The 20,512-nt window shown below is 36.9% G+C and carries 20 protein-coding genes; 8 read left to right on the top strand and 12 right to left on the bottom strand.

Features of this window, described 5'->3' with window-relative positions:
- Window positions 1–64: 64 nt before the first annotated feature.
- The 5 genes from D778_RS11085 to D778_RS11065 are packed head-to-tail and all read right to left on the bottom strand — an operon-like array spanning window position 65 to window position 4,045.
- Complete coding sequence (locus D778_RS11085) at window positions 65–919, bottom strand: substrate-binding domain-containing protein (protein WP_007650678.1); 855 nt, start codon at window positions 917–919, stop codon at window positions 65–67.
- Window positions 920–959: 40 nt separating this feature from the next.
- Complete coding sequence (locus tag D778_RS11080) at window positions 960–1,826, bottom strand: nucleoside phosphorylase (protein ID WP_007650675.1); 867 nt, start codon at window positions 1,824–1,826, stop codon at window positions 960–962.
- The gene (locus D778_RS11075; RefSeq protein WP_007650673.1) at window positions 1,816–2,757 is read right to left on the bottom strand and encodes a DUF1835 domain-containing protein; all 942 of its coding nucleotides are present in this window, start codon (window positions 2,755–2,757) and stop codon (window positions 1,816–1,818) included. The genes D778_RS11080 and D778_RS11075 overlap by 11 nt, the downstream gene beginning before the upstream one ends.
- Window positions 2,757–3,089, bottom strand: coding sequence for a translation initiation factor (locus D778_RS11070; protein WP_007650671.1), 333 nt, complete (start codon window positions 3,087–3,089; stop codon window positions 2,757–2,759). The genes D778_RS11075 and D778_RS11070 overlap by 1 nt, the downstream gene beginning before the upstream one ends.
- Window positions 3,090–3,094: 5 nt before the next feature.
- Window positions 3,095–4,045 (bottom strand): isopenicillin N synthase family dioxygenase, encoded by a 951-nt coding sequence (locus D778_RS11065; protein WP_007650669.1) that lies wholly within the window; start codon window positions 4,043–4,045, stop codon window positions 3,095–3,097.
- 123 nt (window positions 4,046–4,168) lie between these two features.
- Between D778_RS11065 and D778_RS11060 the strand changes: the two genes are divergently transcribed.
- Window positions 4,169–6,175, top strand: a complete 2,007-nt coding sequence (locus D778_RS11060) for an alpha-ketoacid dehydrogenase subunit alpha/beta (RefSeq protein ID WP_040492262.1) — start codon at window positions 4,169–4,171, stop codon at window positions 6,173–6,175.
- 138 nt (window positions 6,176–6,313) lie between these two features.
- Here D778_RS11060 and D778_RS11055 read toward each other — a convergent pair whose 3' ends face one another.
- Complete coding sequence (locus tag D778_RS11055) at window positions 6,314–7,627, bottom strand: dipeptidase (protein ID WP_007650667.1); 1,314 nt, start codon at window positions 7,625–7,627, stop codon at window positions 6,314–6,316.
- Between the two features lie 154 nt (window positions 7,628–7,781).
- Here D778_RS11055 and D778_RS11050 point away from each other — a divergent pair, with 154 nt between their 5' ends.
- Window positions 7,782–8,150, top strand: a complete 369-nt coding sequence (locus D778_RS11050; protein ID WP_007650666.1) for a 3D domain-containing protein — start codon at window positions 7,782–7,784, stop codon at window positions 8,148–8,150.
- A gap of 48 nt (window positions 8,151–8,198) precedes the next feature.
- Here D778_RS11050 and D778_RS14855 read toward each other — a convergent pair whose 3' ends face one another.
- Complete coding sequence (locus tag D778_RS14855) at window positions 8,199–8,330, bottom strand: hypothetical protein (RefSeq protein WP_007650665.1); 132 nt, start codon at window positions 8,328–8,330, stop codon at window positions 8,199–8,201.
- A gap of 541 nt (window positions 8,331–8,871) precedes the next feature.
- Here D778_RS14855 and D778_RS11045 point away from each other — a divergent pair.
- Window positions 8,872–9,561: a hypothetical protein gene (locus D778_RS11045; protein WP_007650664.1), complete on the top strand. Its 690-nt coding sequence runs from the start codon at window positions 8,872–8,874 to the stop codon at window positions 9,559–9,561.
- Here D778_RS11045 and D778_RS11040 read toward each other — a convergent pair.
- Entirely contained in the window at window positions 9,551–10,129 is a 579-nt protein-coding gene (locus tag D778_RS11040) for a pseudouridine synthase (protein ID WP_007650662.1), read from the bottom strand. The genes D778_RS11045 and D778_RS11040 overlap by 11 nt on opposite strands.
- Before the next feature lie 151 nt (window positions 10,130–10,280).
- On the opposite strand from D778_RS11040, the gene D778_RS11035 reads away from it, so the two are divergent.
- A complete protein-coding gene (locus D778_RS11035; protein ID WP_007650660.1) occupies window positions 10,281–11,840 on the top strand; it encodes a DEAD/DEAH box helicase in 1,560 nt (519 codons plus the stop codon).
- 95 nt (window positions 11,841–11,935) lie between these two features.
- Here D778_RS11035 and D778_RS11030 read toward each other — a convergent pair whose 3' ends face one another.
- Window positions 11,936–13,501 (bottom strand): T9SS type A sorting domain-containing protein, encoded by a 1,566-nt coding sequence (locus tag D778_RS11030; protein WP_007650659.1) that lies wholly within the window; start codon window positions 13,499–13,501, stop codon window positions 11,936–11,938.
- Window positions 13,502–13,686: 185 nt separating this feature from the next.
- Window positions 13,687–13,833 carry a hypothetical protein gene (locus D778_RS14535; protein WP_007650658.1) on the bottom strand — a complete coding sequence of 49 codons (147 nt, stop codon included), beginning with the start codon at window positions 13,831–13,833 and terminating at the stop codon, window positions 13,687–13,689.
- Between the two features lie 248 nt (window positions 13,834–14,081).
- Between D778_RS14535 and D778_RS11025 the strand changes: the two genes are divergently transcribed.
- A complete protein-coding gene (locus tag D778_RS11025; protein ID WP_007650657.1) occupies window positions 14,082–14,933 on the top strand; it encodes a universal stress protein in 852 nt (283 codons plus the stop codon).
- Between the two features lie 95 nt (window positions 14,934–15,028).
- Here D778_RS11025 and D778_RS11020 read toward each other — a convergent pair whose 3' ends face one another.
- A complete protein-coding gene (locus D778_RS11020) occupies window positions 15,029–15,865 on the bottom strand; it encodes an OmpA/MotB family protein (RefSeq protein WP_007650656.1) in 837 nt (278 codons plus the stop codon).
- A 194-nt stretch (window positions 15,866–16,059) separates the two neighbouring features.
- Between D778_RS11020 and D778_RS11015 the strand changes: the two genes are divergently transcribed.
- Window positions 16,060–16,428 carry a hypothetical protein gene (locus tag D778_RS11015; RefSeq protein ID WP_007650654.1) on the top strand — a complete coding sequence of 123 codons (369 nt, stop codon included), beginning with the start codon at window positions 16,060–16,062 and terminating at the stop codon, window positions 16,426–16,428.
- Window positions 16,429–16,436: 8 nt separating this feature from the next.
- Here the strand turns inward: D778_RS11015 and D778_RS11010 are convergent, their stop codons facing one another.
- Window positions 16,437–17,246, bottom strand: coding sequence for a DUF1853 family protein (locus D778_RS11010; RefSeq protein ID WP_007650652.1), 810 nt, complete (start codon window positions 17,244–17,246; stop codon window positions 16,437–16,439).
- 100 nt (window positions 17,247–17,346) lie between these two features.
- Here D778_RS11010 and D778_RS11005 point away from each other — a divergent pair, with 100 nt between their 5' ends.
- Window positions 17,347–20,178 (top strand): M16 family metallopeptidase, encoded by a 2,832-nt coding sequence (locus tag D778_RS11005; protein ID WP_007650650.1) that lies wholly within the window; start codon window positions 17,347–17,349, stop codon window positions 20,176–20,178.
- Between the two features lie 24 nt (window positions 20,179–20,202).
- Complete coding sequence (locus tag D778_RS11000; RefSeq protein ID WP_007650648.1) at window positions 20,203–20,397, top strand: hypothetical protein; 195 nt, start codon at window positions 20,203–20,205, stop codon at window positions 20,395–20,397.
- The last annotated feature ends 115 nt before the right edge of the window (window positions 20,398–20,512 follow it).

Below are 20,512 nucleotides of genomic sequence, written 5' to 3'. Positions count from 1 at the left end.
TTAAAGCAGTGATTTCTAGCTGATTTTAAAAATCCTTAAGGAATATTTATGTTAAAATCACAGACTAGATTTGAGTCACCAAATCGGAATAATTCAACTTTTTTGGAATAATATTCAAAGCCAACAATTGATCTTGAACTTTATGTATGGTTTCTTCTGAAATAAGGTCTTGAGACCATTCTGTAAGGGATAACCACGCTTGCACATCCTCAATTTTTTGATGGTATCTATTGGCTATGACCTTATCGATATCTGCGATGTTTTTAAAATCTATTGTAATACGGTTAATTATCTCCAATATGGTTTTAATTTCATCGCGATGCGTTTTCAAAGACTCCATTCTAGCTGCAACCACAAAACATGGCCAAGGCGTTGGACAGGTTCCCACACGTCTAAAGATACCTTTATCTACCAGTGGTTTGGTCATGAATTTTTCCCACATAAAATAATCGGCTTTACCTTGTGTTAAACCTTCCACAGCACCTTCCACATTTTTAACGACTTCAAAGTCTAAATCCGTATTCACATTCCATTGATTGTTTTGGGCATTGATGTAGGCCATTAAATGAGATCCAGAACCAAAACGACTGATAGCAGCTTTGGTTCCTTTTAAATGGTCTATGGTTTGGTAATTTGATTTTGCAGCCACATGTATTCCCCAAATCAATGGGGTTTGAACAAAGGTTTGTATTATTTTGCTGGGATTGCCTTCTACGATATCCTTAATGATGCCTTCGGTTAAAATAACAGCCAAATCAATGTCTCCTTTTCTTAAGGCCTTGGTCATTGCTCCAGTGCCACTGGGATAATCTTCCCATCTTAAGTTGATTCCAGCTTTTTTAAAATCCCCATTTTTAAGTGCCAAATACCAGGCTAAATTAAAATGCTCTGGAACACCTCCAATATGAATTGTTTTCATTTAAATTATTTGATTTGCCATACAAAAGGCATTAAAAAAATCACACCAGTTTATTTAGTGTGTAGGCAATAAGTCTTTCCACTACAGCTTTTGGGTCTTTACTGAATTGTCCTGTGGCTCTGTTGGCAATAATGGCATTTAATGAAAGTGCATGGTGACCAAGCAGTTTGGATAAACCATAAATAACAGAGGTTTCCATTTCAAAATTGGTAATTCTCATGCCATTAAAGCTAAAGGTGTCCATTTTTTTGTTCAAATCTGGATCTTGCAAAGGCAATCGCAACACACGCCCTTGTGGGCCGTAAAAACCACCTGCTGTTGCTGTTAAACCCTTATATACCTCATTGCCATCAAAAATTGCTTCCAATTTTTTACTGTTGTTTATAACTATAGGACGTGCTTTTTTGTTATTCCAGTTCGTAAATGCAACAAAAGCTTCTTCTATTTCTGGGTTGCTAATGTCATCTATTTTATAAAAATGCAACATGCCATTTAAATCCAATCCATGAGAACTGATAACAAAACCATCTACAGGCACATCGGCTTGCAAAGAACCGGACGTTCCAACACGAACAAAATTAAGACTGGTATGGGTCTCTTTAGGTTTTCTGGTTTTTAAATCGATATTCACCAAAGCGTCCAACTCATTTAAAACAATATCTATGTTATCGGGTCCAATGCCAGTGGAAAGAACCGTTAATCGCTTGCCTTTATAATATCCTGTTTGGGTTTTAAACTCTCTTTTTTGAGTAGCAAATTCAATGCTGTCAAAATGTTTGGTGATTTTCTCTACACGATCTTGGTCTCCTACCAAAAGGATATCGTGTGCAATATGTTCTGGTTTTAAATTTAAATGATAGATACTACCATCTGGATTTAAAATTAATTCTGAATCTTTAATTGACATTTAATGGGGTTTTAATTAATTTATTGGTGTGACTATCGTATGAAAAATCTAAGCGATTGATGCCTCCAAAAGTCAAATTATTATTTATTTGATAAGAAAAATTATGATTGCCTATTAGAGCTTCATGACCTTTTCTATTTAGACTTATCTTGTTGTTTTCTTCCGTGTAAAACATTTGAAGCAAATCTATTAAACGGTAAATTTGCAAATCTCCATAGCCATAATATCCTTGGTAATTAAGCACATAGCCCATTAACTGGTTTCTGGATTTTACTTCTTTTTCTTTTATGATGCTAAGAATGTTTTTTTCCAAGGCATTCAATCCGGATTTTAAGTTCGGGAACCGTTTTAAATGTGCTTTCAAACAGTTGCTAAGGTATTTAAAAGAGGACTTTTGCGTGATATAAGGTTTTAATAGGTTATGGTCTTTCCCACAGTAAATATCCCAAATGGAAATGGCCATGTCAATATCAGCTTCCGTTAATTTTACTTTGTCTTTGTAATGTTGCAACAATTGCTCTGAATTCAATTCTGAAAGTCCTTTCAGTTCGGTTTCTCCCTTAACCCTTCCGCTGCAAACCAAATAGAGTGGGAGTTTGATGTTTTTTTCTTTCAGCAATTTAATAACCGCCAAGAGATTGATATGACAAAACAAGTCGTATTCAAACCAAAGGATGATTTCAGTAAACGCTTCCGAATTATCTAAAATGGCCAATTCATTTTTGTACTCGGTTTCGTTGATTTCTATTTGGTAAAACTCGTTTAAAAAGGCTTTTCGTTTTGCTAAAAATTCTTCAGAATCTATATTTCTGGCAGTAGGCCCTTCACACAACATTTCCTGCCAAGTTAATATCTCTCCAGGAATATCAAGTTCTTTTAAGTAGGTGGTTAAACTACTTCCATTGGTTATATGCAAGGTGTTTTGGCTCATTATCCTCCAACACGTTTTACCTGAAAACCTTTATCTTTAAGGATTTCCATGATCTTATCCCTAAAATCCCCTTGAATCATGATTTTGTCATCTTTAAAACTGCCTCCAACACTTAAGGTGGTTTTTATCTCTTTGGCCAAGGTTTTAAAATCTTCTGTGGCTCCAGTATAACCTTCAAGAATGGTAATGGGTTTGCCTTTACGTTTTTCATATTTACAGATAATAGGATCCTCTTGCATCCATAGACCTTGGGTTTCTTCCTCAGGTTCTTGGGTGGATGGGTCTGGTTTATGGTCCGGAAAAAGTTGTTTTAATTGATCCTGTAAATCCATAGCTGCTATTTCTTGATTAATCCCAACTCAACAAGACGTTCGTTTAAGAATTCTCCTGCAGTGATATCTTCAAATTGTTTTGGGTTATCTTCATCTATACAACTTTCCAAAACATCCAATTTCATATCGCTCACAGGATGCATAAAAAACGGAATGGAGTATCGCGAGGTTCCCCAAAGTTCCCTTGGTGGATTGATTACCCTGTGAATGGTAGATTTTAGTTTGTTGTTGGTATGCCTGGAAAGCATGTCGCCAACATTTATCATCAATTCATCAGGTTCTGCAATAGCATCCAACCAGTCGCCTTTATGGTTTTGAACTTGCAAACCACGTCCTTGGGCACCCATTAACAAGGTAATGAGGTTGATATCTCCATGAGCTGCAGCACGAACTGCGTTTTTTGGTTCTTCTAAGATTGGAGGATAGTGGATAGGTCTTAAGATGCTGTTTCCATTATGGATGTAATTGTCAAAATAGGTTTCTTCCAAGCCCAAATGCAAAGCCAAGGCACGCAATACATATTTGGCAGTTTTTTCCAGCATTCTATAAGTTTCCTTACCTACTTTATTAAATTCCGGAAGCTCTTCAACCTCGACGTTTTTTGGATATTCTGCTTCCAGTTTCGGATTGTTTTCCACATACTGCCCAAAGTGCCAGAACTCTTTTAAATCGCCTTCTTTCTTGCCTTTGGCGCTTTCCTTTCCAAAAGAGATATATCCCCTTTGACCACCAATGCCTTCTATTTCATATTTCTGTTTGGTTTCCAAAGGAAGTGCAAAGAATTTTTTCACTTCACTATACAGTTTATCCACTAAGGCATCATCCAAAAAATGGCCTTTCAAGGCAACAAAGCCTATCTCTTCATAAGCTTTACCAATTTCATCAACAAACTTTTGCTTTCTTACTGGATCTCCCGAAGTGAAATCGTTTAAATTAACACTAGGTATATTATTCATGGTATCTATTTTAATAAGTATGTATTACAAATGTACGAAAACATTATAAAGTTTTGAACACTAATTATTTTAAGAATTTAGATTGTAATTCTCAATTTATACTATATTTGACAAACAATTTTTATGAGTACGCACGTGTCTATACCTACTGTAATACAATACAATAAAGCTAATTTGGATTCCACCGAATTATTGGAATTATACAAAAACATGCTTAAGCCCAGATTAATAGAAGAGAAAATGCTTATTCTATTACGTCAGGGCAAAATCTCCAAATGGTTTTCTGGCATTGGCCAAGAAGCTATTGCCGTGGGAGTTACCATGTCTTTAAAAAAGGAGGAGTATATTTTACCCATGCACCGAAATCTAGGGGTTTTTACAACTAGGGAGATCCCATTGCATCGCTTGTTCAGTCAATGGCAAGGAAAAGCAAATGGTTTCACCAAAGGTCGCGATAGGTCGTTTCATTTTGGAACACAAGAATTCAAGATTGTGGGCATGATTTCCCATTTGGGACCACAATTGGGTGTTGCAGATGGGATTGCCCTGGCAAGCAAACTTCAAAATAAAAATCAGGTGACAGCTGTATTTACTGGAGAAGGTGGTACCAGCGAAGGCGATTTCCATGAAGCATTAAATGTGGCTTCGGTTTGGCAATTGCCTGTTATGTTTTGTGTGGAAAACAATGGTTACGGACTCTCCACGCCAACAAATGAACAATACAACTGTAAAGATATTGCAGATCGTGCTTTAGGCTATGGTATGGAATCCCATATTATAGATGGTAACAACATCATTGAAGTTTACACCAAAGTAAGGGACTTTGCTGAAAGCATCAGGCAAAACCCACGTCCTGTATTGCTGGAGTTTAAAACCTTTAGAATGCGTGGGCACGAGGAGGCTAGTGGTACCAAATATGTGCCTCAAGATTTAATGGACGCTTGGGCTAAAAAAGACCCTTTAGAAAATTATCAGGCTTACCTTAAAGAGGAAGGGCTTTTAACCGAAACGGAAGAAGTTGCTATTAAAGAAGCTATTGTTCATGAAATCAATGAACACCTTCAAATGGCCTTTGATGAAAAAACCATTGTTCCAGATGAAAGCGTTGAGTTAAATGATGTATACAAAGCTTTTGAATATAAAGAAGTTACGCAAAATACAAACACCAAGGAACTCCGTTTGATTGATGCCATTTCCGAAGGCTTAAAGCAATCCATGGAGCAACATGATAATTTGGTGATTATGGGTCAAGATATTGCAGAATATGGTGGTGTTTTTAAAATTACCGAAGGTTTTGTTGAGCAATTTGGGAAAGATCGTGTAAGAAATACGCCTATCTGTGAATCTGCCATCGTAGAAGCCGGAATGGGCTTATCCATTGCAGGTATGAAAGCTGTTGTTGAAATGCAATTTGCAGATTTTGTTACGTCTGGTTTTAACCCTGTGGTCAATTATTTGGCCAAATCACATTATAGATGGAACCAAGAAGCCGATGTGGTAGTAAGGATGCCTTGTGGTGCTGGAGTGGCTGCAGGCCCTTTTCATTCGCAGACCAATGAGGCATGGTTTACCAAAACACCTGGCTTAAAAGTGGTTTATCCAGCATTTCCTTTAGATGCCAAAGGTTTATTGGCAACCGCCATCAATGATCCAAATCCTGTATTGTTCTTTGAACATAAAGCCTTATATAGAAGCATCAGACAAGAAGTTCCAACCAATTACTTTACACTTCCCTTTGGAAAAGCTTCTCTTTTAAAAGAAGGGAATGAGGTTACCATAATCTCTTATGGAGCAGGAGTACATTGGGCTTTGGAGACTCTGGAGAACAATCCAGACATTCAAGCAGATGTTATAGATTTAAGGACTTTACAGCCTCTTGACACCGAAACCATTTATGCTTCAGTTAAGAAAACCGGTCGTGCCATTGTTTTACAGGAAGATTCCTTGTTTGGTGGTATTGCTTCGGATATTTCTTCCCTGATTATGGAAAACTGTTTTGAAGACCTAGATGCACCAGTAAAACGTGTGGCAAGTATGGAAACACCTATTCCGTTTATCAATCAACTGGAAACGCAATATTTAGCAAAAGGCAAGTTTGAAACAGCTTTGAAGGAGTTGCTGGCTTATTAGTATTATTGCCACGAACACATGAATTTGATGTAAAAATTAAATCGTGTGTTCGTGGCAAAATTATTCAATAATAACTGAACGAATTCTTAAATAGATAATAATAACTGGTGTTATCGACTTTGTTAGAACTGAGCTGGTTTATTTTAAAGAATTTGCATAAGCCTGAACTTCGTCCAATACACGCAACAAATTCCCACCCCAAATCAAGTCGATTTCCTCTTCGGTATAACCACGTTTTACCAATTCCAAAGTGACATTAAAGGTTTCAGAAGCATCATTCCAACCTTCAATGCCACCACCACCATCAAAATCGCTACTAATACCAACATGTTCTATGCCAATTTTTTCAACGATGTAATCAATATGATCTACTAAATCCGATACATTTACGTTAGGAGGGAAGCCTTCAATTTTATTGGCTTTGGCATTAGCCAAGTCCAGCACTTTTTTATAATATCCAAAAAAATCATTTTGTTCTTGTGGTTTCAACGCCATGACTTCCTCTTTTGATGCGTACCACTTAACACCTAAGGAATCAGCCACTTGTTTTTGTATGCTTATTATTTTCTTGTTCCTGGTATTCATTTTGTTGATGTTTAAGTAATCATCCAAAGCAACCACTTGTACCACACCACCATTTTGTTTTAACCATTGCAACTGTTCGTCGTCCAGATTTCTACTTTCATTACTTAAGGCCCTAGCTGCCGAATGTGAAGCTATAATTGGTGTTTTACTTAGTGCAATCATTTGCTTCATGGCTTCTTTGGAAGGATGTGACACATCTATCATCATCCCCAAACGGTTCATTTCACCAATCACTTCTTTTCCAAGATCACTTAATCCGTTATTAAGCCAAACGTCATCTGCTTCTCCTGTATGACTGTCGCTTAACTGACTGTGGCCATTGTGTGCCAAGGACATATATCGTGCTCCTAGATTGTAGAACTTTTCAACATTTTTAATATCCAATCCAATTGGAAAACCATTCTCGACACCAATCATCGCTACCTTTTTTCCAGAAGCATGGATTCGTTTAACATCATCTGACGTTAAAGCCAATTCTATTTGGTCTGGCGCATACACGTCAACCAATCTATGGATGGCATCAAATTTAGACATCGCTTGAGAATAAGCTTTTTTATAGCCTGCATTTGTTAGGGTGTCCTGGCCCGTATATACAATTAGCCAAATAACATCCAATCCTCCCGTTTTCATTTTGGGCAAGGTTACTTGCGAACTTAAATCTTGGGTATAATTGATGGAATCCGTAAAATTACTTAACTCAAAATCATCGTGGGTATCAATGGTGATTATACGTTCATGTATGGCTTTGGCGTGCTCCATTAGGGCAAGGGAATCGTTTTTCATATCTTGTTCAGGGACTTGTTTGACATCATTTTTGCAGGAAAAACATGCTATGGCAAATATGATAATTAATACATTGGTTTTCATGTGTTTGTTTTGTTGGTTCGTATTGTGAAGTTACAAAACAAAATTGAATCTAAGATCTAAGTAAAAATTGTATCTTTAAACTTTAGCTTATAAAAAGATGATTATTAAATTTTTTTTCACTTTATCGTTGTTTGTATGGAACTCGGGTTGTACCATGTTTAATGACCCTTATACATGGAAACCATTAGAGGTTACAGCTTCTGCATACAACTCTTTGGCCTATCAAACAAATAGCAACCCTCATATAACTGCTTTTGGCGACAGTTTAAAGCCTGGTTTAAAATACATAGCTGTTTCAAGGGATTTACAGGCTTTGGGGCTTGATTATAATACACCTGTGAAGATTGAAGGACTGGAAGGCACCTATTTGGTAAAGGACAGAATGCACTCACGCTGGAAAAATAAAATTGATATTTATATGGGAACTGATGTTAAAGCTGCAAAACATTGGGGAAGAAGAAAAGTAACCATACATTATGGTGTTATGAATAAAGAAGAGACAACAATAAACACCAATGAATAAAAAAACCAGCAAGTTATTGCTGGTTTTTTTGTACTAATTTCAAAATATTCAATGCGCAAAACGCTTAATGCCAGTCCAAAGTTCTTCATTTGAGTTATTAAACCTCTGTATGAGTTTATTAACCGAAAGGTGTTTTACTTTCCCGTAAGAATCCCTGGAGATTTTAATAACTGCTTTCATGATAATTGGTTTTTTACCTGCCCTAACACTTAGGCAGATTGATTTGATAAAATTTGCTTTTAGATACCTATCTGTATCTTCTTTTACTGTTCCAGGTGTAACCTTTACTACTGCTTTGTCTTTCTGTTAATTGATTGTTGTTTAATGTTCTCATGATTTCTTGATTTTTATTTTTGATTGATGATCGTGTCTATAGGCTTATCTATATCGTCTTTTGCTGTTCCAGGTATATCCTATACTTGTGGTTGTTCTTTCTGATACTTGATTGCTGTTTAAAGTTCTCATAATGTTTTGTTTTAAATGATTGATTGTTACTAGATAGACGATAGATATTTAAAATTGTTACAGTACTATGCATAACATAATAGATATTTAACATTTTTTAACAATAGGGGAGGGAAATGCTGGAATCTGGACTCAATTGTTCTAAAAACTATTTCATTAAAGTTTTGATAAAAAATTGGATATTATTTTTTAAGGTACGATTTTTGAATTAATAAGTTTTCTTAAGAACTTATTATTATAATCATAAAGCTTAACCATGAAATACATTTGTTTCATCTTTTGTTGTTTGTTTTCTGTTTCGGTATTCTCACAAATTGATGCCAGTAGGGAATCAACCAGTATTCCTGCCGTAAAAAGTGAGGAAGGTAGCCAGGGGACATCGTTATTGGAATCGAAACCCATAGAAAACAAAGGTTTGAGCAATACCAATTCCGATAAAATCAATGGTTTGTCTGTTCCCAAACAGAACGAGATGTCAGATCCTAACGAAAAAGGGTTTTCCATGTTTAACAGTGAAACCTTTGGCAATCCGGCAGAGCTATACACCAAACAAATAAAAAAACACGCCCAATTCACTAAAGAAGAAGCTGGTTCCAGGGATAATGGCAGTACGACCAATCAATATTTAGGGGATTTTAAAACAGGAGTATCCAAAGTAAATGTTATCTATAGAGACCATCAATATCCTGATGGTGATAGAGTACGTATTTTTGTTAACGACGATGTGGTCATGTCTGATGTGCAATTGCAATCTTCCTTTAAAGGCTTTCAATTGGATTTGGTAGAAGGCTTCAATAAAATAGACTTTCAAGCTTTAAATCAAGGTGATTCCGGTCCCAATACTGCCGAACTTCAAATTCTGGACAGTACTGGAAATGTTATAGCTACTGGAGTATGGAATTTGGCTACAGGTGTCAAGGCCACTCTTATCGTAATTAAAGAATAGTTTCTATTTCTTCCACATCGCCTGGTTGCATCTGGTTCAACCTATAGTTGCCAATCCTAACACGTACCAAGCGTAACGTAGGGAAGCCAATGGCTGCAGTCATTTTTCTAACCTGTCTAAACTTACCTTCAGTTAAGGTTATTGATATCCAACTGGTTGGGCCATGTTTTTCATCCCTTACAAATCTAACTGGCACATTTGGTGTTTCAAAAAACAAATAAGCATCCTTGGCTTTCGTAAGGTACGGTTGTCCATTTATCGAAATAGTTACGCCATTCTTAAGCTTATCAATTGCTTCAACAGTTAAAATACCATCAACCATAACATAATATTCCTTGTCTATTACAGAACTTCTTATATAATCGCTTGCTTTTCCATGGGTTGTAAGCAACAACAAGCCTTCAGATTTCTCATCCAGTCTGCCTATGGCCATCAGGTTTTTAGGAAATGGATAAAGTGAGCCCAAGAGTTTTTTATTTCGTCTTTTGTTCTGATTATTAACAAACTGACTTAAATATCCATAAGGTTTGTAGAGTTTAAAATGGGTATGGATTTTAGAATGGGACATAATATAATAAAATAAGAGAGTGTTTTAAAATGAATTTAGATTTCATTAATGAATCTTATCAACTGCAAATGTTAAAAAAACTTGAGAATTTTATTCGGTTTAAAGCAACAAAAACTAAGAAAACACCTTATTTTTGCACATTACAAAATTTATGAGCAAGACAGTTACATCTTTAGAATTAGAAGACAGACGTGTAGGGAAGGACCTTTATAGCTATCAAAAAGGAGCTATAGACAAGATTTTTAAATGCTTTGAAGAGGCTCCAGAAGATTACCATTTACTATATCAATTACCAACTGGTGGAGGAAAAACCGTTATATTTTCTGAAATTGTTAGACAATACCTAAAACATCATAAAAAAAAGGTGTTGGTAATGACACACCGAATTGAGTTATGCCGACAAACATCCAGCATGCTCGAAGAGTTTGGAGTGGTCAATAAAGTGGTAAGCAGTAAGGCCAACCTGGACGACCAAGCACAATACAGTTGTTTTGTGGCCATGGTAGAAACCTTGAACAACCGTTTGCAGGAAGACAAACTGGATATTTCGGATATTGGTTTGGTTATCATAGACGAGGCTCATTACAACTCCTTTACCAAGTTGTTTAAATACTTTGAAAAGTCTTTTATTTTAGGGGTTACGGCCACGCCTTTAAGCTCCAACATCAAACTACCGATGAAAGACAATTACGATGAGTTGATTGTTGGGGAAACCATTGAATCCTTGATTAAAAACAAATTCCTGTCCAAAGCAGACATTTATTCCTATAATGTAGGTTTAACCTCTTTGGTTGTTGGTGCCAATGGTGATTATACCGTTAAGTCTTCTGAAGATTTATATACCAACAACGACATGCTTAGCAAGCTCATGCAAGCCTATGAAGAACGTTCCAAAGGGAAGAAAACCCTTATTTTCAATAATGGGATCAACACCTCCTTGCATGTGTACGATACCTTTCGTGCTGCAGGCTATCCAATTGCGCATTTGGACAATACCAACACCAAAAAAGAACGTCGTAAAATCCTTAAATGGTTCAACCAAACACCAGATGCCATTTTAACCTCAGTGAGTATTTTAACCACAGGTTTTGATGAGCCAACCGTAGAGTCCATCATCCTAAATAGAGCCACAAAGTCCTTAACCCTTTATTACCAGATGATAGGTCGTGGATCCCGAATTTTAAAAAACAAAAACACCTTTACGGTTATCGATTTAGGGAACAACCTGCATCGTTTTGGGCCTTGGGGAGCCGATTTGGACTGGCAGCGCATCTTTAAATCCCCTAACTATTACCTGGATAATATTTTAAGTGATGAAGAACTGGAAGATAACTTTAGGTATGAAATGCCGGCCGATTTACGTGCTGAGTTTGGAAATTCTGATGTGGTTTACTTTAATATCAAGGAAACCTATATCAGTGCTGTTAGAAATGGGGAGTCATCCAAAGTGGTTTTGGAGCGTTCCATTGAGCATCATGCCAAAATATGTATCGAAAACAGTGAGGATGTTTACGATGCCTTGGACCTTGCCAAAAAACTGGGTGACGATATTGATTATAGAATTCATCGCTATACCAAATGCATCAGTAAAAGCACTTATAATTTTGTGGAATGGTTGAAAGACGATTACAGAAAGAAACTAAGGGCTTACTTAAGAGCGAATTTTGACGAGGTATTTGAAGAAATTCACGGAAAACCTGCAGAAAGCTAACAAACACTTCAGAAGAAAAAACCTCTCTAAATAAGCTTTAGAGAGGTTTTTTTGTGTCAATCCAACTGGATATACGACACTTTTAATAAATATATTTAGTTTTTAATGATTAATTTTTGGGATTGATTTGTTATACGATGTTTTACAAAATAGATTCCATTTTGTAAATCGTTTACAGTTATTGTTTTCATAATATTCGCTTCTACATCAAATGTTTTTACCACTTGCCCCAAAAGGTTGACCACGTAAAAATCTCCTTCTAAAGCCGATTGAATATGAAAACTTCCACTGCTAGGGTTAGGATACATCAAAAATTTGCTAATTGCTTCCGTAGGTTTCACAGACAACGTAGAAACAGTTACACAAGCAGAAGTTTCCGTGCAGGAACCCTGTGTAATTTCAACTTTGTAATCTCCAATTTCAGTGGCTTCAAAACTTTGATTTGTTTCACCAGCCAACAATACATCAGGACATTTATACCATTGATAAGAAGCACCATCTTGACCTGCTGTCAATGAGCCATCCACTTGTGTAACAGTACTGTTTATCATGTCAGGTTCAGTGATTACAAAATTTACGGTTGCAGTGCAACCATTGGCATCTGTAATGGTACAGGAAATTGGTCCAGCAGTCAATCCAGCAACCGTTGGGGTACCATCGCCTGATGGGTTTCCAGTCCAATCATAGGTATAGCCAGAAACGCCACCTGACACGCTTATACTGGCACTGCCATTGTTTCCACCATAACAAGTAACATTTGTTTGAGAACTTGGAGTAGCATCCAATGGACTTGGTTCGCTAATTGTAAAATTTCGAATTGTAATACATCCAATATTGTCAATTACAGTTACTGTATAAGTACCAGCTGTAAGCCCTGTAGCCAAACTTCCAGAACCTCCATAAGGAAGCCAATTATAAGAATAAGGTGGAACTCTTCCTGAAACACTTACAGCAGCTGCTCCATTAGCGTTCCCACTACACAATATGTTAGATAGAGCTCCTGAAGTTGTCATATTGGAAATGGATAACGTAGCTGAACTGGTTGTGGAGTAACAGTCTGTATCTCCGTAATATGCTATGCATCGATACTGATAACCCGACATGGAAGCAGTGGCACCAGAAATACTTAACATGTTGCTGGTAGCTCCAGAGTACACACCACCATTTGAGATATTTGTAAAACCACTTCCAGAATCCACCTGCCATTGCAGCGAGGTAGCACCACTTGCATTCATTTCAAAACTTGTATCATTACCATTACATATATAACGGTTTACAGGATTAGTTGTTATAATAAGTGGTACGCAACTATCTCCAAATATTTGTAAATAGTCGAAGGCAAATTCTTCATTGCTCCCATTTGTAGAACAACGAATTCTTAAGGATAGTGAATTACCCGTTTCTGGTATGGATTTGGTAAACACAGTAAAATCGCCAGTTAAGACAGTTCCATCTCCAATACCATCGTAATTGGTGTCTTCTGCCAATGATTTGTTATAGATTCCAGATGTATTAATGGAATAAAACTGAATCAAGTTTTGATATGAACCTCCATCAATACTATATTCAACAATTATGTAATCAGTATGTGAATGGCCAAAAGCAACATTCTCAAAAGCTGCCGACTGATTATTTGCTGCAAAAAGACCTTTAAAAACCAAGTTTGTTTTACCACTAACATCAATAGAAGAAAATACTATATTCTGTTCTTCATTGTCAACACCAAAAAAACCTCTATGATTTTCACCAGCCCAAAAGTAATCACCATTATTTCCTGTATAAGAGCCAAAAGCTAAATCAATACCTTCATTATTAATTCTTGCAAAGTAGAATTGAGAAGGATTACCTAGAGCAATGTTATTAGAGGGGTTCTTACTCCAGAAGATGGAGACCCGGTATCTTCAAAATCGTCCGACCAAAACTCGGTTTGTGAGTAAACTTGTATGTTAGTTATAAACAACATTAAAAGACCTATTAAATTAATTTTTTTCATATTTATAAATTTTAAAATAAATCAGCAAAATTATTTAAAATTGGAAATTATTCATGCTAAATTCTTACAAAATTTTACTTTTTAACGTTAAAAACAGTGCTTTAAGCTATAAAAGTCTTTTTTGGCTTAAAATTCCCATTTAATAAAAACCTGTGAACCAACGAGTTGATTACTTTTTCTTAAAAGTGATAAATGTCAATTTATAATTAACAAATAAATAATATCTTTCTACTTTAAATTTTATAGAGATGAAAAAGATATTATTGCCAACAGACTTTTCTGCAAATTCCTGGGAAGCGACACGTTATGCCTTAAACTTATTTAAAAATGAGCCATGTACCTTTTACATTATGCACTCGCTTGAGCCATTGGTATCCGCACCATCTTCTGTTTCATCCAGAAGAGCCAATGAAGCCATTTTAAATTCTAGAAATAATGAATCTAAAATGGAATTGGAAAAAGAGCTCCAAAAAATTCAAGAACTTCCTAAAAACAGCAATCATGCATTTGAAACGCTACTGGTTCATGATTACTTTTTGGATGCAGTTACCTCTACTGTAAAGAAACTGGGAATCGATATTGTTATTTTAGGGACCAAAGGCGCTAGTGGTATCAAGGAAATGACCATTGGTAGCAACACGGCCAACTTAATCAACAAACAAAGTTGCCCAATTATTGCTGTGCCACAAAATGCCCTTAGCAGTATGGATCTGTCTGAAATTGGTTTTGCAACCGATTTGAGTATAGAAAATTATGGCGACGATCTGGACTTATTAAAAGAAATTGCCATGGCACACAACGCTATCATCTCTGCTGTGCACATCACCAATAAAAGCACAAACCTAAGCCCAGATTTATTGGCCAACAAATTGGCTTTGGAAATGACATTAAAACCAATAAAAATGGATTTTTACTTGATAAACGATGTGCCTGTGGAAGTGGGAACACGTGTATTCAGTGAAAGTAGAAAACTTGGAATGCTCTGTATCATCAATAAGAAACGAAGTTTCTTTGAGAAATTGTTCAATAGAAGCAATAGCAAGTCCATTAGCAGTCATTTGAATGTGCCACTAATTATTTTCAATCATGAGAGTTTATAATATTTGATCTAGGTTCTGTAACAAAACAAAAGACGTTTCCTTACTAATGGAAACGTCTTTTTTTGGACTAATTAATATAATATAAGAGGCTTGTTTTATTCGTTTGAGGCCATTAGGGCAAAAAACTTATTGATGTTTGGTAGGATAATAATACGTGTACGTCTGTTTTTAGCTCGGTTTTCACTGGTGTCATTATCCACTAGAGGTTGGTAAAAACTTCTTCCGGCTGCAATCAGCTTTTCAGGGGCCACACCATAATCCTTTTGCAATTTCTTAACTACGGAAGTGGCACGTAACACACTTAAATCCCAATTGTCTTTTACCGATGCATTGGCTACCATGGTTTTGTTATCTGTATGTCCTTCTACCATCACGTCCAAACTTTCTTCAGAATTGATAACATCCGCTATTTTTTGTAGAATGGCATCGGCTTTACTGCTAATACGATAGCTACCAGAGTTGAACAACATTTTATCTGATATGGAAATCATTACCACAGTTTCGTTAATATCAATAGCAATATCCTCATCTTCATTCATGTTGGAGGTATCCATGGATTGACGCAAATTGTAACCTACAGCCAAGTTCATGGAGTCTTTAAGTGTTTGAGCTTGAGCCAACTCGTTTGGATCGACATGTTGCAATGTGGCTTCCATTTGCTTTCTTACATCATTGGAAATCACTAAGTCGTCGCCAACGGTTACAATCTTGGCATCATTTTCTTCGGTGAGGGAATTTATTTTGGAATTGTAAGTATCTATTCGTGCCTGAATTTCATCAAACTTGGCTTCTAAATCTTCTTTAGCGACTTGGGTTTTCTGTAACTCGCTTCTAATTTCCCCGTTTTCCTGTTCTAAGGCAACGTATTTCTTTTTAGAAACACAGGCTGATAGTAATACTCCGGTTAGTAATAAAATTGAAAGTTTTTTCATAATTATAATTTAAGTTTTGGGTTTATACTATCTACGCATCCAGACTAGCCTTAGACGTTCCGTGGGGATATTTTATCATTTATTTAACAAAATCCGCTCTAAGCTATGAACAGCTGTGCTAAGAAGTGTTAAAAAATATTAATTATTTGATTTTTAAATGCTTAAGCCTTATTTTATATTAAAACACAAATATTATGAAAAATATATTCACACTTATTTTAATGGTTCTTACAACAACTGTGTTTGCACAGGATCCCATGCTTCAAAAACCTGATAGAAGCCTGCATGAGGAGGTAAAATCACTAAGTTTGGCTTACAATAACGAATTGGCATTAAATACCGATCAGTTAAAGGTTTTTGAAATCAAACTGGAAGAGTTCCTTATAAGAAGGGAAAAAATTGAAAACACATTGGAAGGTAGGGACAAATTGGAAGCCTTGTATCTTTTACAGGATCAGGAAACCGAAGAAATGAAAGACATTTTAACCAGAAACCAGATGCAAGTGTACACACGTGTAAAACCAAGCATTCAACCTATAACTACAGTGGACAAGAAAAGATAAAAAAGCTGTTACCACCAAACCACAAAAACTTTGTCCATACGACCCTTGGGATGCTTTATCCACACCATGGGAGATTGTTGATTTTCAAAATAACCAATCATCTTATTTGAAAAAGCATCCAAGCTAAGCCAAGACACATCAATTTGTGGTTGTAGTAACCAATTGGCCTTTTTGGGGATATAAAATTTGCAATCTTTAAAGTCAATGAAATCCCCTTGTTTTAAATAATAACCCATGATACAAGCAGTATGGATCTCATGCCATTCGGCTTGTGTGTGTTTATAAGGCACAAACAATTGGGCTTTAAACAATACCTGTTGTTTGATGTTTGAGATATCCAACTGATAGGTGTTTAGGTATTTCAAGGTTTCTTGATGGTAGAGTAGTGGTAGTTGTTTGTGTTTTAATTTGTTCAGTTTTTCTACCAAACTATCTTTCCGGTTGGGGCCTATCCAATGTTCCAATTCAGAAGAGCCAACAGTTTCATCATACACATAAAACTTATAGATTATTTCCAGGTGAATGGCTGTACCATCCTTCACCAATAAGGCATCTATTTCACCTAAAGTATGTTTTTCTTGCTGTATTTGCAGGTTTTGAGCCACCAAGTTTAGCTGTGGCACTTGCCGTAACTCATGAAACACAAACTGCTCCACACGTTTACCCAAACGGATGCCTTTGGGCAAAGGTTCTGAAAAAGGTATGGATGTTTCTGTTTTAAAAGAGAACTGTTCCAACCCATAAACGGAGTTGTTCCACCACAGTTTTGGGGTGTTTACATAGGCTTCGTATTGTAATTGGACAGCGTTCTTTGGCATGGTGGCAATTTACAAATTCAAAAGTTTAACAGTTCATTTAAATACAAGTTTCCCAAAAGTATTTATTTTTAAGTGCTTTAATAACCAACGCATCAATACCATGACATATTTAAAACTAGCAGCTTTTGTTTTTATCGTGTGTTTGCTATCCTGTAAAACAGATAAAAAAGAGGAACCTGCAATTGCTGAAGCTCCAGAATTTAAAATTGATTACGAAAAATTTACTTTGGATAATGGCCTGGAGGTCATTTTACATGAGGACCACAGCGATCCATTGATTGCGGTGGCTACCATGATGCATGTTGGTTCCAATAGGGAAGAGCCTGGTAAAACAGGTTTTGCACATTTCTTTGAGCATATGAGTTTTAACGATTCCGAAAATGTGCCGGTTGGTGCCAATAGAAAACTCATTCCAGAATGGGGAGGGAGTAGGAATGGTGGTACCTGGAGCGATGGAACCGTGTATTATGAAGTTGTACCTAAGGATGCTTTTGAAAAAATCCTTTGGATAGATTCCGATCGTTTTGGTTACATGCTCAATACGGTAACAGAAGCTGCATTAGAGCGTGAAAAACAGGTGGTGAAAAACGAAAAAAGACAGCGTGTGGACAATGCTGCCTATGGCTATACCGATGAGATTATACGAAAAAACCTTTATCCAGAAGGCCATCCTTACAGTTGGACCGTAATAGGTGCCTTACCAGATTTGCAGGCAGCAAACATTGACGATGTTAAAACCTTTTATAAAAAATACTATGGTGCCAGTAATGCCACTTTGGTGATAGCTGGGGATATAGATATAGAAGAAACCAAAAAATTGGTAGAGAAGTGGTTTGGCGAAATCCCAAGTGGTCCAGAGGTTGAAAAATTGATAGCCCAACCAGTGTACTTAGGGGAAACCAAAAGTTTGTATTTTGAAGACGACTTTGCCAAGCTCCCAGAATTACGCATGGTATTTCCAACCGTAGAAGAATATCATAAGGATGTTTATGCCTTAAACATTTTAGGACAATTACTAAGTGGAAGTAAAAAAGCACCTTTATACCAAGTGGTGGTAGAGGAAGCGCAATTGGCACCAGCCATCAGCACTTACCAATCCAGTAATGAAATTGCAGGGGAGTTTATCATTCGGGTTAGGGCCAATGAAAATACCGATTTGGATGCTGTTAAAAAAGCCATTGATGAGGGCTTGCAACGCTTTGAAACCGAAGGTGTGAACCCTAGCGACCTAAAACGTATCAAAGCCGAGCTTGAAACTGGACTGTACCAAGGGGTCAGTACGGTGTTGAACAAAGCATTTCAACTGGCACAAGACAACGAGTTTCGTGGAGACCCTAGCTATATTACACAAACAGCCAAATTGACCAATGCCGTTACGGCCGATGATGTGATGCGTGTGTACAAATTATATCTGAAAGGCAGAAACTATGTTATGACCAGTGTGGTTCCAAAAGGCCAAAAACAATTGGCTGTTGAAAATAGTCAAGAAGCCACCGTTTGGAAAGAAGAAGTAGTACAAGGTGTTGCCAACGAAGAGGTAAGCCAAGGGGAAGAGGCTGTTTACGAAAAAACCCCAAGCAAACACGATAGAAGCGAACCTCCTTTTGGGGAATTGCCTCTGTTTAAATCGCCAGAGATATGGGAAAGTTCCTTAAACAATGGATTGAGCATCTATGGTATTGAGAACAAGGAGGTGCCTTTGGTACAATTTGATATCCGTATACCAGGTGGCGAATTATTGGATCCGAAAGGCAAAGAAGGCGTATCAAACCTGTTTGCCGACTTACTCATGGAAGGTACAGCCACCAAAACCCCTGCCGAATTGGAAGAAGCCATAGGTTTGCTTGGCGCCTCCATTACTATTTATTCCAGTAAGGAAGACCTACATATTGTTGGATCATGCTTGTCTAAAAACTTTAACGAAACCATGGCCTTGGTAAAAGAGATTATTCTGGAACCTCGTTGGGACGAAAATGAATTCAACAGGTTGAAACAGGCCTTGGAAACCAGCTTAAAAGGGAGAGAGGCCAACCCAAATGCCATTGGTAATTTGGCCTTGCACAAACTGTTATATGGTGAGCAGCATAGGTTTGGAACAGCCGGATCAGGCACCTTGGAAAGTATCAAAAACATTGGTATGGACGACTTAAAAGCCTACTATCAGTATCTGTCACCTAAAGAGGCTGCCTTTCATATAGCTGGTGATATCAGTAAAGCTGAGACAGAACAAGCTTTGGCAGGACTTCAGGACTGGACTGGGGAGCCTGTTGAACTTCCAAAAGAACCCATTGCAGCTTTAGGCAAAAAAGGAACCTTATATTTTATAGATGTACCAGATGCCAAGCAATCGGTAATATATGTTGGAACATTGGCCTTATCCAGTAGCGATGAACAAGCCAATAACCTACAGTATGCCAACGAAATTTTAGGAGGTGGTTCCAGTGGCAGACTGTTTCAAACCCTTCGTATCCAGAAAGGATATACCTATGGGGCCTATTCCAGATTGGCCACCAGTGAAGAAATGGCACCATTTTATGTACAAACCAGCGTTAGGGCCAATGCCACCTTGCAATCTTTGAAGATCATTAAAGACATGTTAAGGGATTATGGCCAAAGCTTTACCGAAACAGAGGTGGACATAACCAAGAACAAAATCCTAAAAGCCAATACCACAGCTTATGAAAGTTTGGGCGCTAAACTGAATATTTTAACCGAGCTAAGTAAATATGATAAAAAAACAAGTTATTTGGTGGACGAGCAGGACGAATTAATAGCCATGAGCTTGGAAGACTATAAAAATATCATCAACAAACACATCAACGAACGGGAGATGATATATGTAGTAGTTGGTGATAAGGCCACACAGTTTTCTGAAGTAAAAAAATTGGGCAAGCCTGTTGTAGAACTGGATATCCATGGAAATCGTTTATAGTGTTCCTGTAAACGGTTTGAGTCAATGTTTTGTTTTGACAAAGGTCTTAGTAAAATTCAATTATCAAAATCCTTAAACACAAAAGGACAGATTTCGCGGGATGATGTGGCTCAAGTATTGGTAAGGTCTTTACATGAGGCTGCTACCAACAAACAAACCTTTGAAATTATTCAAGGAGATACGCTTATAGGAGAAGCATTTAAGGACATAAAACAATAATGGCGTTTGTAAAACCATATAATACTAAGCAAAAGCATTCTTATAAAAAAGAATGCTTTTTAGTTTATATCTAGTTCTAGGAGGTAGTTTCAAAATATTCTATTTTACATAATAT

The organism is Xanthomarina gelatinilytica (assembly GCF_000348685.1).
GTDB lineage: Bacteria > Bacteroidota > Bacteroidia > Flavobacteriales > Flavobacteriaceae > Xanthomarina > Xanthomarina gelatinilytica.
This window is presented reverse-complemented; position numbering and strand designations above follow the sequence as displayed.

What these genes read in the sequence shown, in the direction of transcription:
- D778_RS11005 (WP_007650650.1), top strand. Translation starts at nt 17,347, where the DNA reads ATGACATATTTAAAACTAGCAGCTTTTGTTTTTATCGTGTGTTTGCTA.
- D778_RS11065 (WP_007650669.1), bottom strand. Translation starts at nt 4,045, where the DNA reads ATGAATAATATACCTAGTGTTAATTTAAACGATTTCACTTCGGGAGAT.
- D778_RS14535 (WP_007650658.1), bottom strand. Translation starts at nt 13,833, where the DNA reads ATGAAAAAAATTAATTTAATAGGTCTTTTAATGTTGTTTATAACTAAC.
- D778_RS11075 (WP_007650673.1), bottom strand. Translation starts at nt 2,757, where the DNA reads ATGAGCCAAAACACCTTGCATATAACCAATGGAAGTAGTTTAACCACC.
- D778_RS11000 (WP_007650648.1), top strand. Translation starts at nt 20,203, where the DNA reads ATGTTTTGTTTTGACAAAGGTCTTAGTAAAATTCAATTATCAAAATCC.
- D778_RS11060 (WP_040492262.1), top strand. Translation starts at nt 4,169, where the DNA reads ATGAGTACGCACGTGTCTATACCTACTGTAATACAATACAATAAAGCT.
- D778_RS14855 (WP_007650665.1), bottom strand. Translation starts at nt 8,330, where the DNA reads ATGAAAGCAGTTATTAAAATCTCCAGGGATTCTTACGGGAAAGTAAAA.
- D778_RS11040 (WP_007650662.1), bottom strand. Translation starts at nt 10,129, where the DNA reads ATGTCCCATTCTAAAATCCATACCCATTTTAAACTCTACAAACCTTAT.
- D778_RS11010 (WP_007650652.1), bottom strand. Translation starts at nt 17,246, where the DNA reads ATGCCAAAGAACGCTGTCCAATTACAATACGAAGCCTATGTAAACACC.
- D778_RS11035 (WP_007650660.1), top strand. Translation starts at nt 10,281, where the DNA reads ATGAGCAAGACAGTTACATCTTTAGAATTAGAAGACAGACGTGTAGGG.
- D778_RS11020 (WP_007650656.1), bottom strand. Translation starts at nt 15,865, where the DNA reads ATGAAAAAACTTTCAATTTTATTACTAACCGGAGTATTACTATCAGCC.
- D778_RS11050 (WP_007650666.1), top strand. Translation starts at nt 7,782, where the DNA reads ATGTTTAATGACCCTTATACATGGAAACCATTAGAGGTTACAGCTTCT.
- D778_RS11070 (WP_007650671.1), bottom strand. Translation starts at nt 3,089, where the DNA reads ATGGATTTACAGGATCAATTAAAACAACTTTTTCCGGACCATAAACCA.
- D778_RS11055 (WP_007650667.1), bottom strand. Translation starts at nt 7,627, where the DNA reads ATGAAAACCAATGTATTAATTATCATATTTGCCATAGCATGTTTTTCC.
- D778_RS11045 (WP_007650664.1), top strand. Translation starts at nt 8,872, where the DNA reads ATGAAATACATTTGTTTCATCTTTTGTTGTTTGTTTTCTGTTTCGGTA.
- D778_RS11080 (WP_007650675.1), bottom strand. Translation starts at nt 1,826, where the DNA reads ATGTCAATTAAAGATTCAGAATTAATTTTAAATCCAGATGGTAGTATC.
- D778_RS11015 (WP_007650654.1), top strand. Translation starts at nt 16,060, where the DNA reads ATGAAAAATATATTCACACTTATTTTAATGGTTCTTACAACAACTGTG.
- D778_RS11085 (WP_007650678.1), bottom strand. Translation starts at nt 919, where the DNA reads ATGAAAACAATTCATATTGGAGGTGTTCCAGAGCATTTTAATTTAGCC.
- D778_RS11025 (WP_007650657.1), top strand. Translation starts at nt 14,082, where the DNA reads ATGAAAAAGATATTATTGCCAACAGACTTTTCTGCAAATTCCTGGGAA.